General features: G+C 71.7%; 14 protein-coding genes. All 14 read right to left on the bottom strand.

Going from position 1 to position 14,222, the window contains the following annotated elements; all coding sequences use genetic code 11:
* Positions 1–90: 90 nt before the first annotated feature.
* The 14 genes from AMK13_RS13645 to AMK13_RS13580 all read right to left on the bottom strand — a co-directional run bounded on the left by AMK13_RS13645 (position 91) and on the right by AMK13_RS13580 (position 14,193).
* On the bottom strand, positions 91–2,520 hold the full coding sequence (locus AMK13_RS13645) for a RelA/SpoT family protein (protein WP_181970527.1): 2,430 nt from the start codon (positions 2,518–2,520) through the stop codon (positions 91–93).
* A gap of 177 nt (positions 2,521–2,697) precedes the next feature.
* A complete protein-coding gene (locus tag AMK13_RS13640; protein WP_049651822.1) occupies positions 2,698–3,249 on the bottom strand; it encodes an adenine phosphoribosyltransferase in 552 nt (183 codons plus the stop codon).
* Positions 3,250–3,277: 28 nt separating this feature from the next.
* The gene (gene secF, locus AMK13_RS13635) at positions 3,278–4,378 is read right to left on the bottom strand and encodes a protein translocase subunit SecF (RefSeq protein ID WP_074002378.1); all 1,101 of its coding nucleotides are present in this window, start codon (positions 4,376–4,378) and stop codon (positions 3,278–3,280) included.
* 4 nt (positions 4,379–4,382) lie between these two features.
* Positions 4,383–6,149: a protein translocase subunit SecD gene (secD, locus tag AMK13_RS13630; protein WP_074002377.1), complete on the bottom strand. Its 1,767-nt coding sequence runs from the start codon at positions 6,147–6,149 to the stop codon at positions 4,383–4,385.
* 147 nt (positions 6,150–6,296) lie between these two features.
* The gene (yajC, locus tag AMK13_RS13625) at positions 6,297–6,704 is read right to left on the bottom strand and encodes a preprotein translocase subunit YajC (RefSeq protein WP_053112055.1); all 408 of its coding nucleotides are present in this window, start codon (positions 6,702–6,704) and stop codon (positions 6,297–6,299) included.
* 260 nt (positions 6,705–6,964) lie between these two features.
* Positions 6,965–8,035, bottom strand: coding sequence for a Holliday junction branch migration DNA helicase RuvB (gene ruvB, locus AMK13_RS13620; RefSeq protein ID WP_049651426.1), 1,071 nt, complete (start codon positions 8,033–8,035; stop codon positions 6,965–6,967).
* A gap of 53 nt (positions 8,036–8,088) precedes the next feature.
* Entirely contained in the window at positions 8,089–8,700 is a 612-nt protein-coding gene (ruvA, locus tag AMK13_RS13615; protein ID WP_074002376.1) for a Holliday junction branch migration protein RuvA, read from the bottom strand.
* A complete protein-coding gene (gene ruvC / locus AMK13_RS13610; protein ID WP_049651444.1) occupies positions 8,697–9,248 on the bottom strand; it encodes a crossover junction endodeoxyribonuclease RuvC in 552 nt (183 codons plus the stop codon). Before ruvC ends, ruvA begins: the two co-directional genes overlap by 4 nt.
* A gap of 152 nt (positions 9,249–9,400) precedes the next feature.
* Entirely contained in the window at positions 9,401–10,159 is a 759-nt protein-coding gene (locus AMK13_RS13605; protein ID WP_074002375.1) for a YebC/PmpR family DNA-binding transcriptional regulator, read from the bottom strand.
* A gap of 89 nt (positions 10,160–10,248) precedes the next feature.
* Entirely contained in the window at positions 10,249–10,866 is a 618-nt protein-coding gene (gene pdxT, locus AMK13_RS13600) for a pyridoxal 5'-phosphate synthase glutaminase subunit PdxT (RefSeq protein ID WP_049651445.1), read from the bottom strand.
* Between the two features lie 96 nt (positions 10,867–10,962).
* A complete protein-coding gene (gene pdxS / locus AMK13_RS13595; RefSeq protein WP_049651429.1) occupies positions 10,963–11,874 on the bottom strand; it encodes a pyridoxal 5'-phosphate synthase lyase subunit PdxS in 912 nt (303 codons plus the stop codon).
* 129 nt (positions 11,875–12,003) lie between these two features.
* Positions 12,004–12,549 (bottom strand): membrane protein, encoded by a 546-nt coding sequence (locus tag AMK13_RS13590; protein WP_049651430.1) that lies wholly within the window; start codon positions 12,547–12,549, stop codon positions 12,004–12,006.
* Positions 12,550–12,578: 29 nt separating this feature from the next.
* Entirely contained in the window at positions 12,579–12,947 is a 369-nt protein-coding gene (locus tag AMK13_RS13585; protein WP_074002374.1) for a 5-carboxymethyl-2-hydroxymuconate Delta-isomerase, read from the bottom strand.
* Positions 12,948–13,008: 61 nt separating this feature from the next.
* On the bottom strand, positions 13,009–14,193 hold the full coding sequence (locus AMK13_RS13580; protein WP_049651432.1) for a glycosyltransferase family 4 protein: 1,185 nt from the start codon (positions 14,191–14,193) through the stop codon (positions 13,009–13,011).
* Positions 14,194–14,222: the final 29 nt, after the last annotated feature.

The raw sequence follows: 14,222 nt of genomic DNA, 5'->3' as shown, positions 1-14,222 counted from the left end.
TCGCCCCGGCACGCTGGACGGCGAAGGCCCCCGGGACCGTTCCCGGGGGCCTTCCGCGTTCCCCCGCCGTGCTGCCGGCGGGGGCCGCCGCTACTTGCGGGCGGAGGTGACGCGGTAGACGTCGTACACGCCCTCGACGCCGCGCACCGCCTTGAGCACGTGGCCCAGGTGCTTCGGGTCGCCCATCTCGAAGGTGAAGCGGCTCATCGCCACCCGGTCCCGGGAGGTCTGCACCGCCGCCGACAGGATGTTGACGTGCTGGTCGGAGAGCACCCGGGTGACGTCCGAGAGCAGCCGCGAGCGGTCCAGCGCCTCGACCTGGATGGCCACCAGGAAGACCGAGGACTGGGTGGCCGCCCACTCGACGTCGATCATGCGCTCCGGCTGCTGGTTCAGCGCCTCCACGTTGACGCAGTCGGCGCGGTGCACCGAGACGCCGTTGCCGCGGGTCACGAAGCCGACGATCGGGTCGCCCGGCACCGGGGTGCAGCAGCGGGAGAGCTTGACCCAGACGTCCTCGACGCCCTTGACGATCACGCCCGGGTCGCCCTTGGCCCGGCGGCGCACCGCGCGCCGGTTGTCGTGGGTCGGGGTGGCGGTCTCCGCCAGGTCCTCGGTCGCGCCCTCCTCGCCGCCGAGCGCCTGGACCAGCTTCTGCACGATGTTCGGCGCGGCGACGTGGCCCTCGCCGATCGCGGCGTAGAGCGAGGAGATGTCGGGGTAGCGCATCTCGTGGGCCAGGGTGACCAGCGAGTCGCCGGTCAGGATCCGCTGGATCGGCAGGCCCTGCTTGCGCATCGCCCGGACGATCGCCTCCTTGCCGTGCTCGATCGCCTCCTCGCGGCGCTCCTTGGAGAACCAGGCGCGGATCTTGTTGCGGGCGCGCGGCGACTTGACGAAGCCCAGCCAGTCCCGGGACGGGCCGGCGTTCTCCGCCTTGGAGGTGAACACCTCGACGGTGTCGCCGTTCTCCAGCGTCGACTCCAGCGGCACCAGCCGCCCGTTGACCCGGGCGCCTATCGTCCGGTAGCCGACCTCGGTGTGCACCGCGAAGGCGAAGTCGACCGGGGTCGCCCCGGCCGGCAGGGCTATCACGTCGCCCTTGGGGGTGAAGACGAAGACCTCGTTGCTGGCCAGGTCGAAGCGGAGCGACTCCAGGAACTCGCCCGGGTCGGCGGTCTCCTTCTGCCAGTCCAGCAGCTGCCGCAGCCAGGCCATCTCGTTGACGGCGCCGGCCTTGTCGTCCTTGCGGACCTGGGTCGGGGTGTCGGTGCGGACCTTGGAGGCCCCGGCCACCGCGCGCTGCTTGTACTTCCAGTGCGCGGCGATGCCGTACTCGGCCCGCCGGTGCATGTCGAAGGTGCGGATCTGCAGCTCGACCGGCTTGCCCCCGGGGCCGATCACCGTGGTGTGCAGCGACTGGTACATGTTGAACTTGGGCATCGCGATGTAGTCCTTGAACCGCCCCGGCACCGGGTTCCACCGCGCGTGGATGGTGCCCAGCGCCGCGTAGCAGTCGCGGACGGTGTCGACCAGGACCCGGATGCCCACCAGGTCGTAGATCTCGGCGAAGTCCCGGCCCCGGACGATCATCTTCTGGTAGACCGAGTAGTAGTGCTTCGGCCGGCCGGTGACGGAGGCGGTGATCCGGGCGCCCCGCAGGTCCCCCTGGACCTGGTCGATGACGGTCGCCAGGTACTCGTCCCGCTTGGGGGCGCGCTCGGCGACCAGCCGGACGATCTCGTCGTACATCTTGGGGTAGAGGATCGCGAAGGCGAGGTCCTCCAGCTCCCACTTGATGGTGTTCATGCCCAGCCGGTGCGCCAGCGGGGCGTAGATCTCCAGCGTCTCGCGGGCCTTCTTCTCCTGCTTCTCCCGCTTGAGGTAGCGCATCGTGCGCATGTTGTGCAGGCGGTCGGCCAGCTTGATCACCAGGACCCGCGGGTCCTTGGCCATCGCCACGACCATCTTGCGGACGGTCTCGGCCTGCGCGGCCTCGCCGAACTTGACCCGGTCCAGCTTGGTGACGCCGTCCACCAGCAGGGCCACCGAGTCGCCGAAGTCCTTGCGCAGGGTCTCCAGGCCGTAGTCGGTGTCCTCGACGGTGTCGTGCAGCAGCCCGGCCATCAGCGTCGGGGCGTCCATGCCGAGCTCGGCCAGGATCGTCGCGACGGCCAGCGGGTGGGTGATGTACGGGTCGCCGCTCTTGCGCTTCTGCCCGCGGTGCCACTTCTCGGCCACCGCGTACGCCTTCTCGATGTCGCGCAGCAGAGCCGGGTCGGCCTTGGGGTCGTTCGCCCGGATCGAGCGGAACAGCGGTTCCAGGACGGGGTTGAGCACGCTGGAGCGCTGGCCGCCCAGGCGGGCCAGCCGGGCCCGCATGCCGCCGGTGGAACCGCGGCCGGAGGGGCCGAGCGAACGCGAGGAGGTCGGCGCCGGGCGTGCCGGGGTGGCCCCCGAGGGCGTGGGACGGTTTTCGGGGGTGGCCGCTTCGGCCGTGGGCACAACCTCGTCGGGCAAGGACTACTCCTCGGGGCACCGGGGCCGACCCCTGCCGAGGCCCGAACGGTCCGGGACAACCGGGAGGGGATGAATCTTCATGGTACCGAGCCGGGCGCCGGGGTGTTCATCCGGCCGGGCCAGGAAACGGAAGGACGGCGGTCGGATGTCCCGACCGCCGTCCTCCCGACGAGTCCCTCAGACCGTGACCAGCGTCTCCAGCGGAGCGCCGCCCAGGTGCCCGGCCAGCCGCTCGCGGCCGTCCAGGAAGCCCAGCTCCATCAGCACCACGACGCCCGCCAGCTCGGCCCCGGCCTCCTTCACCAGGTCCAGCGAGGCGCCGATGGTGCCACCGGTGGCCAGCACGTCGTCCACCACCAGCACCCGCTCACCGGGCGTGAAGGCGTCGCACTGCACCTCCAGCGTCGCCGAGCCGTACTCCAGCTCGTACGAGCGCCGGAACACCTCGCCGGGCAGCTTGCCCTGCTTGCGGATCGGCACGAAGCCGAGCCCGGCCGCGAAGGCCGCCGGGGCCGCCAGCACGAAGCCGCGCGCCTCCAGGCCCACGACCTTGGTCGCACCGAGCTCCGCGGCCCGGTCCGCCAGCGCCCGGGTGAGGGCGCCGAAGGCCTCGGCGTCGGCGAGCAGCGGCGCGATGTCCTTGAACAGCACACCCGGCTTCGGGTAGTCCGGGACGTCCCGGATCCGGCTGTTCAGCAGCTCGGCCAGTGCGGTGTCGGCGGTGGTCACGGTGGGTTCCTCGGGTTCGTGGTCGGGTTCAGCGCTTGGTGGACGGACGGCCCTTGGCACGGGTGCCGGCCGAGCGGCCACGCTGTCCGACCATACCCGCAGGCTGCTCCTCGTCGTCCGGCTCCCCGTCCGCCGTGACGGCGTCCCCGGCCTCCGCCTTGGCGGCGGCCGAGGCCCGGTGCTGGAGGACCCGCTTGCGCAGCGCCTTCATCTCCGGCTGCTCCTCCTTGAGCTGCGCCAGCAGCGGGGTGGCGACGCAGATCGAGGAGTAGGCACCGGCCGCGAGGCCGATGAACAGCGCGAGCGAGATGTCGTTCAGGGTGCCGGCGCCCAGGAAGCCGCCGCCGATGAACAGCAGCGCGGCGACCGGAAGCAGCGCCACCACGGTGGTGTTGAGCGAGCGCACCAGGGTCTGGTTGAGGCCCGCGTTGGCGGCCTCGCTGTAGGTGAGCTTGTTCTGCTTGGTAATCCCCTTGGTGTTCTCCTTCACGGTGTCGAAGACGACGACCGTGTCGTAGAGGGAGTAACCGAGGATCGTCAGGAAGCCGATCACCGTACCCGGGGTGACCTCGAAGCCCACCAGGGCGTACACGCCGATGGTGATCAGGAGGTCGTGGATGAGGGCGACCAGCGCGGCCAGCGCCATCCGCCACTCGAAGGCGATCGCCAGGTAGACCGTCACCAGGACCATGAAGACGACCAGGCCGGTGAGCGCCTTCTGGGAGATCTGCTTGCCCCAGCTGGGGCCGATCACCTGGGCCTCGACGGTGTCCAGCGGCACGCCGAGCTTCTGGGAGAGCTCGGAGCGGATCTCGTCGGAGCTCTTCGACTCCTCGGTGCTGACCTGGATGCGGATCTTGCCGTTGTCGGTCGACTGCACCAGCGGGTGCGAGGAGACGACCCCGTCGGCGGTTTCCTGCGCCTGGGAGACCGTCAGGCCGGGCTTGGCCACGGTGTAGACCGAGCCGCCCTTGAACTCGATGCCCAGGTGCAGGCCCATGGCCAGGCCGATCGCCGCGACCAGCACGATCACGCCGGAGATGGAGTACCAGAGCTTGCGGCGACCGACGAAGTCGAAGCTGACCTCGCCCTGGTAGAGCCGGTGGCCCAGGTTGGAGAAGCGTGACACGGTGTCAGGCCTCCTTCACGGCGGCAGAGGAGGGGTTACGGCGACGGCTGCTGCGAAGCGGCGGGCGGGCGCCCAGTCGCTTCGGGTCCAGGCCGGACCACGGGTGGCCGTTCAGGAAGAACTTGCGGCGGGCCAGCAGCGTGATCAGCGGCTTGGTGAAGAGGAAGATCACCACGACGTCGAGCGCGGTGGTCAGACCCAGGGTGAAGGCGAAGCCCTGGACCTTGCCGACCGAGACCACGTAGAGGACGGCGGCACAGAGGAAGGACACGAAGTCCGAGACCAGGATGGTGCGCCGGGCACGCGGCCAGGCCCGCTGGACCGCCGGGCGCAGCGGGGCGCCCTCGCGGACCTCGTCGCGGATGCGCTCGAAGTACACGATGAAGGAGTCGGCGGTGATGCCGATCGCGACGATCGCACCGCAGACCGCCGGCAGGTTCAGCGCGAAGCCGATCGCGTTGCCGAGCAGGCTCATGATCGAGTAGGTCAGGGCCGCCGAGACGAGCAGACCGGCGATCGAGACCAGGCCGAGGCCGCGGTAGTAGACCAGCGAGTAGGCGACCACCAGCAGCATGCCGATCGCGCCGGCCACCAGGCCGGCCTTGAGCTGGTCGCTGCCGAGCGCCGGGGAGACGGTGGTGATGTCGCTCTTGACGAACTCCAGCGGCAGGGCGCCGTAGCCGAGCACGTTGGACAGGTCCTGCGCCTCGGCCTGGGTGAAGCGGCCGGTGATCACGGCGCTGCCGCCGGGGATCGCGTTCTTGACCTCGGGGTGCGAGACGACCTGGTTGTCCAGGACGATCGCGAACTGGTTGTTCGGCGGGGCCTGGGTGGCGAGCTGGCCGGTGACCTTGGTGAAGTCGTCGGTGCCGTTGCCGTTGAACTGCAGCTGGACCTGCCAGCCGGCACCCGTCTGGGTGTCCAGGGTCGGCTGCGCCTTGGAGACGTCCGAGCCCTTCACGGCGACGGGGCCGAGGGCGAGCTTCTCGTAGTAGCCGTTCTCGGGCTTCTGCGAGCAGGCGACGACGGCCTTGTCGTCGGGGCCGGTCTGGGCGGTGCGGACCTCGGGCTTGGAGCAGTCGAGGGCGGCGAACGCGGCGCTCAGCTCCGGCGGCACGGTGCCCTGGGTCATCGCGGCGCTGAGGTCGGCGGCGCTCGGCGGGGTGGCCGCGGCGCTCGGGGCGCCGGTGGCGGGGGCGGTGGGCGCGGCGGTCGGGCTGGCGCCCTCGGCGGCCAGCGCCTCGCTCTCGGGGCGGCCCTGCTTGGTGGCGCTCGCGCCCGGGGACGGGGTGCCGGCCGTGGCGGCGGGCGGGGTCGCGCCCGGGGTGCCGGTGGCGGCGGCGGACGGGGTGCCCGTGGGAGCCGGGGCGGTGACGCCGCTGGGCGCCACGGCCAGGACCGGACGGAAGAACAGCTTGGCGGTGGTACCCACCTGGTCCGCCGCGTTCTGCTGGTTCCCGCCCTTGGGGATGTTCACGATGATCGTGTTGTCGCCCTGGGTCTGGACCTCCGCCTCGGAGACACCCATACCGTTGACGCGGCGCTCGATGATCCCGGTGGCGATGTCCATGTTGGACTTGGTGATCGCCTTGGGGTCGGTCGACTTCGCGGTCAGCGTGATGCTGGTGCCACCGGCGAGATCGATCCCGAGCCGGGGCTTGGTGGTGCCCGTCCCGAACATGAGGGCGACCAGTCCGACGGTGACGACCAGGATGAGGGCCAGCGCCCGCCCTGGGTAGCCGTCGCGCGGGCGCGACTTGGGTGTTGCCACCTTGCTCGTTTCTCCCTGTCCATGCCACTTCCCCGACCGGACCCCCGTCCGGCTCGTGGCGGGACAGGGGTCCGGCGGTTCTGCGGCCCTGAGGTCCTGTGGGCTCGCGGCACTGTGCCGCGCGGCCGGGCGGGTTGCCCGTCCGTACTACTTGCTCGCGGGAGCCCCGCCCTCGACGTCGCCCTTCTCGGCGCTGTCCTTGGAGAGCGACAGCGGCTTGTCCTCGACCGGCTCGGCGTCGGCCTCCTCGGCCTCCGGCTCGGGCAGCTCGTCATCGGCGGGGCGGCCGTTGATGATCGCGTCGTACTCCTGGGGGTCCAGGACGGCCGCGATGGCGCTCTTGGTGAAGTGGGTGACCACGCCGGGCGCGATCTCCAGCTCGACGGTCTCGTCGTTGACCGCCTTCACCTGGGCGTACAGACCGCCGATGGTGCGCACACCGGCCCCCGGCTCCAGCGCCGTCTGCATCTGCTGCATCTGCGACTGGCGCTTCTTCTGCGACCGGAACATGAGCACGATCGCGATGATCGGGAGGAGAAGGATGATGAGGTTCACTGCAGCCAGGGTCCTTTACGGGCCGCCGGCCGGCGGCCTGTGTGGTATTGGTCGGCCCGTCAGGTGAGAGGGGCGGTCCGGCGGAGTCTAGGCGACCCCGAATCGATCGGACAACGCCAAGCATCGCATCATGCCGCCGAAAGTGGCGACCCTCCGCCTGCACAGTTTCCCCGGACGCCACTCCCGGCTCCCCCGTGCGCCACCACGGGAGCACCGGCCGGGAACCGACCGGCCCGACTCACCCGTTCAGCCGATGGCGGTCAACTTTCGTCGGCGGGGAACAGCTCCGACTGCGCCGGAACACGCCCGCGGGTGGTCTGGACCGGCGGGGTCAGGCCGAGGTGCTGCCAGGCGGCCGCGGTGGCGATCCGGCCGCGCGGGGTGCGGGCGAGCAGGCCCTCGCGGACCAGGAAGGGCTCGGCGACCTCCTCGACCGTCTCCGACTCCTCACCCACGGCGACCGCCAGTGTCGACAAACCGACCGGACCGCCGCCGAACAGCCGCAGCAGCGCGTCCAGCACCGCGCGGTCCAGCCGGTCCAGCCCGCGGGCGTCCACCTCGTAGACGTCCAGCGCCTGGGCGGCGATCCCGGCGTCGACCACGCCGTCGTGCCGGACCTGGGCGTAGTCGCGGACCCGGCGCAGCAGCCGGTTGGCGATGCGCGGGGTGCCGCGCGAGCGCCCGGCGATCTCGGCCGCGCCGGCCGGGTCTATCTCCACGTCCAGCAGCGCGGCCGAGCGGTGCACCACCCGCTGGAGCTCGGCCGGGGCGTAGAACTCCATGTGCCCGGTGAAGCCGAAGCGGTCGCGCAGCGGGGGCGGCAGCAGGCCGGCCCGGGTGGTGGCGCCGACCAGGGTGAAGGGCGGCAGCTCCAGCGGGATGGCGGTGGCGCCCGGGCCCTTGCCGACGATCACGTCGACCCGGAAGTCCTCCATCGCCATGTAGAGCATCTCCTCGGCCGGCCGGGACATCCGGTGGATCTCGTCGAGGAAGAGCACCTCGCCCTCGGTGAGCGAGGAGAGGATCGCCGCGAGGTCCCCCGCGTGCTGGATGGCCGGGCCGGAGGTGATCCGGATCGGGGCGCCCAGCTCGGCGGCGATGATCATGGACAGGGTGGTCTTGCCGAGCCCGGGCGGGCCGCTCAGCAGCACGTGGTCGGGCGCGCTGCCGCGCTGGCGGGCGGCCTGGAGCACCAGCGACAGCTGCTCGCGCACCCGCTCCTGGCCGATGAACTCGTCCAGCAGCTTGGGGCGCAGCGCCGCCTCCACCGCCTGGTCCTCACCGTCGGCGGCGGCCGTGACCAGCCGGTCGGTGGGTTCCGGGTCGTACATCGTCGCGGGCTCCAGAGTCTCCGGTGTCGACAAAAGGACAGATCGTCAGTTGGTCAGCGGGCACGGTTGAGGCCGCGCAGGGCGAGCCTGAGCAGGGCGCCGACGTCCGTCACCGCCTGCGCCTCGGCCTCCGGGGTGACGGCCGCGACCGCCTCGTCCGCCTCGCGCGGGGCGTAGCCGAGGCCGGTCAGCGCGGAGTGCAGCTGCTCGCTCCACGGCGCCGGGCCGCTCGCGACCGGCTTCTGCGCGGGCACCGCCCCGTGCGGGGCGCCGAGCTTGTCCTTGTACTCCAGCAGCAGCTTGGCCGCCTTGGCCTTGCCGATGCCCGGCACCGCGACCAGCGCCTTCTCGTCGCCGCCCGCGATCGCGGCGCGCAGCGCGTCGGGGCTGTGCACGCCCAGGATCGCCTGCGCCAGCTTGGGGCCGACACCGGGCGCGGCCTGGAGGATCTCGAACACGGCGCGCTCGTCGTCGTCCGCGAAGCCGAACAGGGTCAGCGAGTCCTCCCGGACCACCAGCGAGGTGGCCAGCCGGGCCGGCTCGCCCAGCCGCAGCCCGGCCAGGGTGTTCGGGGTGCACTGCACGGCCATGCCGACCCCGCCGACCTCGACCACCGCGATCCCGGAGGAGACGGCCGCCACGGGCCCTTGCACGAAGGCGATCATCGGACGGTGCCTTTCGGAGGAGTGGAGCGGGAGGTGGCGCGGGCGGCCCGGACGGCGGCCTCCAGCCGGTTGGTCGCCCCGCCGCGCCAGATGTGGCAGATGGCCAGCGCCAGCGCGTCGGCGGCGTCGGCGGGCTTGGGCGGCGCGTCCAGCCGCAGCAGGCGCTGCACCATGGCGGTGACCTGCGCCTTGTCGGCCCGGCCGGAGCCGGTGACGGCGGCCTTGACCTCGCTGGGGGTGTGCAGGGTGACGGGGATGCCGCGCCGGGTGGCGCAGAGCATCGCGACGGCGCTGGCCTGGGCGGTGCCCATCACGGTGCGCACGTTGTGCTGGGCGAAGACCCGCTCGACGGCGACCAGGTCGGGCCGGTGCTCGTCCAGCCAGGCCTCGATGCCCTGCTCGACCTGGAGCAGCCGCTCCCCGATCTCCGCCTCGGCGGGGGTGCGCACCACGCCGACCCCGGCCATCCGCAGCGGCCGGCCCGGCGCGCCCTCGACCACGCCGACCCCGCACCTGGTCAGCCCCGGGTCCACGCCCAGTACCCGCACCACTCGCCCGTCTCCCTGCCACTCGCCACGAAGGACCTCCGCAGGCTACCGCCCGGGTCCGACAACCCCGCCGACGACACCGGCCCGATGGTCCAGGGACCACCGGGCCGGGCAGTGGGATCGATCACCCACCGACGATCACTGGGCGGTGATCACTCGGCGTCGAGCTGCGCGCCGACCTCGTCGGAGATGTCGAAGTTGGCGAAGACGTTCTGCACGTCGTCGCTGTCCTCGAGCGCGTCGATCAGCTTCAGGATCCTGCGGGCGCCGTCGGCGTCCAGCTCGACCTGCATGCTGGGGAGGAAGTTGGCCTCGGCCGAGTCGTAGTCGACGCCGGCGTCGACCAGCGCGGTGCGCACGGCGACCATCTTCGAGGCCTCGGAGACGATCTCGAACGAGTCGCCGAGGTCGTTGATCTCCTCCGGCTCCTGGTCCAGGACGACCTCGAACAGCTTGTCCTCGTCCACGCCGTCGGCCTTGGGGACGATGACGACACCCTTGCGGGTGAACAGGTACGAGACCGAGCCCGGGTCGGCCATCGAGCCGCCGTTGCGGGTCATCGCGACGCGCACGTCGGAGGCGGCGCGGTTGCGGTTGTCGGTGAGGCACTCGATCAGGACCGCGACACCGTTCGGGCCGTAGCCCTCGTACATGATGGTCTGGTAGTCGGCGCCGCCGGCCTCCAGGCCGCCACCGCGCTTGACGGCGCGGTTGATGTTGTCGATCGGGACCGAGCTCTTCTTCGCCTTCTGGATGGCGTCGTAGAGGGTCGGGTTGCCCGCCGGGTCGGGTCCGCCGGTGCGCGCCGCCACCTCGATGTTCTTGATCATCTTGGCGAAGAGCTTGCCGCGCTTGGCGTCGATCACGGCCTTCTTGTGCTTGGTGGTAGCCCACTTAGAGTGGCCGGACATCGCCAGCTCCTTTACGTCGCCAAAGGGAAATGAACAGATGAGATCTTACCGGTGTCGCCGGCGGTGGGGCGCACACGGTGGGCGGCGGTCTACCGACCGGCGAGGTGCTCCTCGACCATCCGCACGAAGTACGCGTGGACCCGGTGGTCGCCGGTCAGCTCGGGGTGGAAGGAGGTGGCCAGCAGGTTGCCCTGGCGCACCGCGACGATCCGGCTCTCCGGGCCGTCCGCGGCGGGCAGCTCGGCCAGCACCTTGACGCCCGCGCCGACCCCCTCGACCCAGGGGGCGCGGATGAAGACGCCGTGCACCGGCGCGTCGTCCAGGCCCGCGAACTCGATCCCGGACTCGAAGGACTCGTTCTGGCGGCCGAAGGCGTTGCGGCGCACCGTCATGTCGATGCCGCCGACGGTCTGCTGGTCGTCGCGGCCGTCCAGGATCTTGTCCGCCAGCATGATCATGCCCGCGCAGGTGCCGTAGACCGGCATCCCGTCGGCGACCCGCTCGCGCAGCGGCTCCATCACGCCGAACAGCAGCGCCAGCTTGGACATGGTGGTGGACTCGCCGCCGGGGATCACCAGCGCGTCGACCTCGGCCAGCTCCTCGGCGCGGCGCACCGGACGGGCGAGCGCGTCGGCCTCGGCCAGCGCCACCAGGTGCTCGCGGACGTCGCCCTGCAGGGCGAGGACGCCGATGACAGGAGTGCTCACGGTCTTCAACCTCTATCGATCGTTACGACGGACTACGTGGCGCGGCCCGCCGCGCGCCGAGGCGCTGCGGCGGGCCGGCTCGGAAACTGCGGGTGGTTACCAGCCGCGGTTGGCGTAGCGCTCGGTCTCCGGCAGGGTGTCGCAGTTGATGCCGACCATGGCCTCGCCCAGGTTGCGGGAGGCGTCCGCGATGACCTTCGGGTCGTCGAAGAAGGTGGTGGCCTTCACGATCGCGGCGGCACGCTTGGCCGGGTCGCCCGACTTGAAGATGCCGGAGCCGACGAAGACGCCCTCGGCACCCAGCTGGCGCATCAGCGCGGCGTCGGCCGGGGTGGCCACGCCACCGGCGGAGAACAGCACGACCGGCAGCTTGCCGAGCTCGGCGACCTCCTTGACCAGCTCGTACGGGGCGCGCAGCTCCTTGGCGGCGGCGAACAGCTCGTTGTTGTCCAGCGCGCGCAGCTTGCCGATCTCGTTCTTGATCTGGCGCAGGTGGCGGACGGCCTCGACGACGTTGCCGGTGCCGGCCTCGCCCTTCGAGCGGATCATGGCCGCGCCCTCGGCGATGCGGCGCAGGGCCTCGCCCAGGTTGGTGGCGCCGCAGACGAAGGGGGTGGTGAAGGCCCACTTGTCCGAGTGGTTGACCTCGTCGGCCGGGGTCAGCACCTCGGACTCGTCGATGTAGTCGACGCCCAGCGACTGGAGCACCTGGGCCTCGACGAAGTGGCCGATGCGGGACTTGGCCATCACCGGGATGGAGACCGCCTCGATGATCTCCTCGATCATGTTGGGGTCGGACATGCGGGCCACGCCGCCGTCCTTGCGGATGTCGGCCGGAACCCGCTCCAGGGCCATGACGGCCACGGCGCCGGCGTCCTCGGCGATCTTGGCCTGCTCGGCGTTGACCACGTCCATGATCACACCGCCCTTGAGCTGCTCGGCCATGCCGCGCTTGACCCGGGCGGTGCCGATCTGCGGCTGGTCTGCGGTGGTGGGGGTCGTGGACACGTGAGACCTCACTCGAAGATGAATCAGTGCTATCGCCCTATGGTAGGCAGACCGGATGGCCCACTCATGCGCCACCAAGTCCAGCCAGGACGACGGGACACGACAAACGGGCCGTATCCGGGGGACACCTTAAGCAGGCGCCCCTTCGGGCGTGAGAGCGGGCGGCGGTGCATCGTCCATCTCGAACGCCAACGGGAACGGCGCCTTCCCCGCCAACCGGAAGTACCGCACCAGCCGGTGCTCGCGCACCGCCCGCGCCGCCCGCACCGCGTCGTTGTGGAACCGGCGGGCCATCGGCACCCGCCGCACCGCGGCCGTCAGCTCACGAACCGCGTCCTCGCCACCCGGCTCCGCCACCAGCGCCGCCATCTGCTCCGGCTCCTCGAACACCGCCCGCAGCGCCAGGCTCAACTGGCTCTCCGCCACCTCGCGCTGCTCGTCATCGGCCTGCCGGGCCGCGTGCGCCGCGTCCAGCAGCAGCAGCGAGGCCGCCGGATCCAGCAGCGAGGACGTCGCCAGCTCCATCGCCACCGAGGCCCGGCGCACCAGCTGCGCGTCCAGCGCCGCCCGCGCCGCGTCGATCCGGGCGTGCAGCCGGTCCAACCGACCGGCCGTCCAACTCAGGTACATGCCGAACAGCACCACGGCCACGCCGGCCCAGATCCAGGTAGTCACGGGCCGCTACGTTACCCGGTGTCACCGGTTCAGCCCCGGGCGGTCGCGTTCCGGTAGCTCTCCCGGTCGATGTCCGCGATGTTCACCGCCGTGAACAGCCGGGTGCCCGGCGCCGGCCGGACGAACCGCGCCAGCAGCGCCAGCACGCCCTCGCTCATCGCCGCCTTCGCCTCCGGCGAACGGCCCGGGAAGATCTGGAACTCCACGAACACCTGGGTGTCGCCGGCCGCCCCGCTGGTCCCGACCACCAGCAGCTCGCTCTGCCGGAACACCGTCTTGCAGGACTCCGGCTTCGCGTCGATCGTCGCCTCGGCCAGCCGGTTGATCGCCAGGCCGAGACCCCGGCGGTCGAAGGTTCCGGCCAGGTCGGCCGAGTAGTCGACGGAGATCTGCGGCATCGTCGCCCCCGTGGATCGCAGTGGTACGGACGCCCGACCCTAACCCCACCGGCCCCGGGGATCAGTCCCGGGCCAGCCCGAACCGGCCGCGCCGACCGCTGCGCACGTCCTCCTCGACCACCGCCGCCTGGCCCGCCGTCACCGTCTCGTACACCGCCAGGATGTCCGCGCCGACCGTCGACCAGTCGAACCGCCGCACGTGCCGCGAAGCCGCCTCCCGCAGCTCCTCCAGCCGCGCCGGATCACCCAGCAGCCGCAGCGCCGTACGGGCCAGCGCGTCCGCGTCCTCCACCGGGAACAGCTCGCCCGCGTCCCCGCCGTCCAGCACCTGCTTGAACGCGTCCAGGTCGCTCGCCAGCACCGGCGCACCCGCGGACATCGCCTCGACCAGGATGATCCCGAAGCTCTCGCCCCCGGTGTTCGGCGCCACGTACAGGTCCACGCTGCGCAGCAGCCGGGCCTTGTCCCGGTCGCTCACCATGCCGAGGAACTCCACCTGCCGGCGCACCTCCGGCGCCAGGCCCGCGACCGCCTCCTCCTCGTCGCCCTTGCCCGCCACCAGCAGCCGCACCCCCGGCCGCTCCGCCAGGATCCTCGGCAGCGCCGCCAGCAGCGTCGGCAGGCCCTTGCGCGGCTCGTTGATCCGGCCGATGAAGCCGATCGTGCCCGGCTCCCCCTTCGCCGCACCGCCCGTCCAGCGCTCGTCCGGCTCGGCCTCCGCGAAGAAGCCCACGTCCACGCCGTTGGGGATCACCACCGCGTCCCCGCCCAGGTGCTCCACCAGGGTGCGCCGGGCGTACTCCGACACCGCGATCCGGGCCCGGATCTTCTCCAGCCCCGGCTGGAGGATCGGCGAGGCCGCGATCATCATCCGGGACCGCGGGTTGGAGGTGTGGAACGTCCCCACCATCGGCCCGGTCGCCGACCAGGCGGCCAGCATCGACAGGCTCGGCGCGGCCGGCTCGTGCACGTGCAGGATGTCGAAGCGGCCGTCGTGCAGCCACCGCCGCACCCGCGCCGCCGACAGGATGCCGAAGCTCAGCCGCGCCACCGACCCGTTGTACGGCACCGCCACCGCCCGCCCGGCCGGGACCACGTACGGCGGCAGCGCCTCGTCGTCCTCGGCCGGCGCCAGCACCGACACCTCGTGCCCCAGACCGATCAGGTGCTCGGCCAGGTCCCGGATGTGGAACTGCACCCCACCGGGGACGTCCCAGTCGTACGGGCAGACGATGCCGATCTTCACGGGTTCCTCAAGCTCCTTCGGACGGTCGT

Origin of the sequence: Streptomyces sp. CB02056 (assembly GCF_001905545.1) — a bacterium.
GTDB lineage: Bacteria > Actinomycetota > Actinomycetes > Streptomycetales > Streptomycetaceae > Kitasatospora.
The sequence above is the reverse complement of the archived record's forward strand: the minus strand, read 5'-3'. Positions and strand labels throughout refer to the sequence as shown.

Excerpts from the sequence above, each read along its gene's own strand:
- ruvB (WP_049651426.1), bottom strand. The coding sequence starts at position 8,035 with ATGTACGACCCGGAACCCACCGACCGGCTGGTCACGGCCGCCGCCGAC.
- ruvA (WP_074002376.1), bottom strand. The coding sequence starts at position 8,700 with ATGATCGCCTTCGTGCAAGGGCCCGTGGCGGCCGTCTCCTCCGGGATC.
- AMK13_RS13605 (WP_074002375.1), bottom strand. The coding sequence starts at position 10,159 with ATGTCCGGCCACTCTAAGTGGGCTACCACCAAGCACAAGAAGGCCGTG.
- AMK13_RS13585 (WP_074002374.1), bottom strand. The coding sequence starts at position 12,947 with ATGCCGCAGATCTCCGTCGACTACTCGGCCGACCTGGCCGGAACCTTC.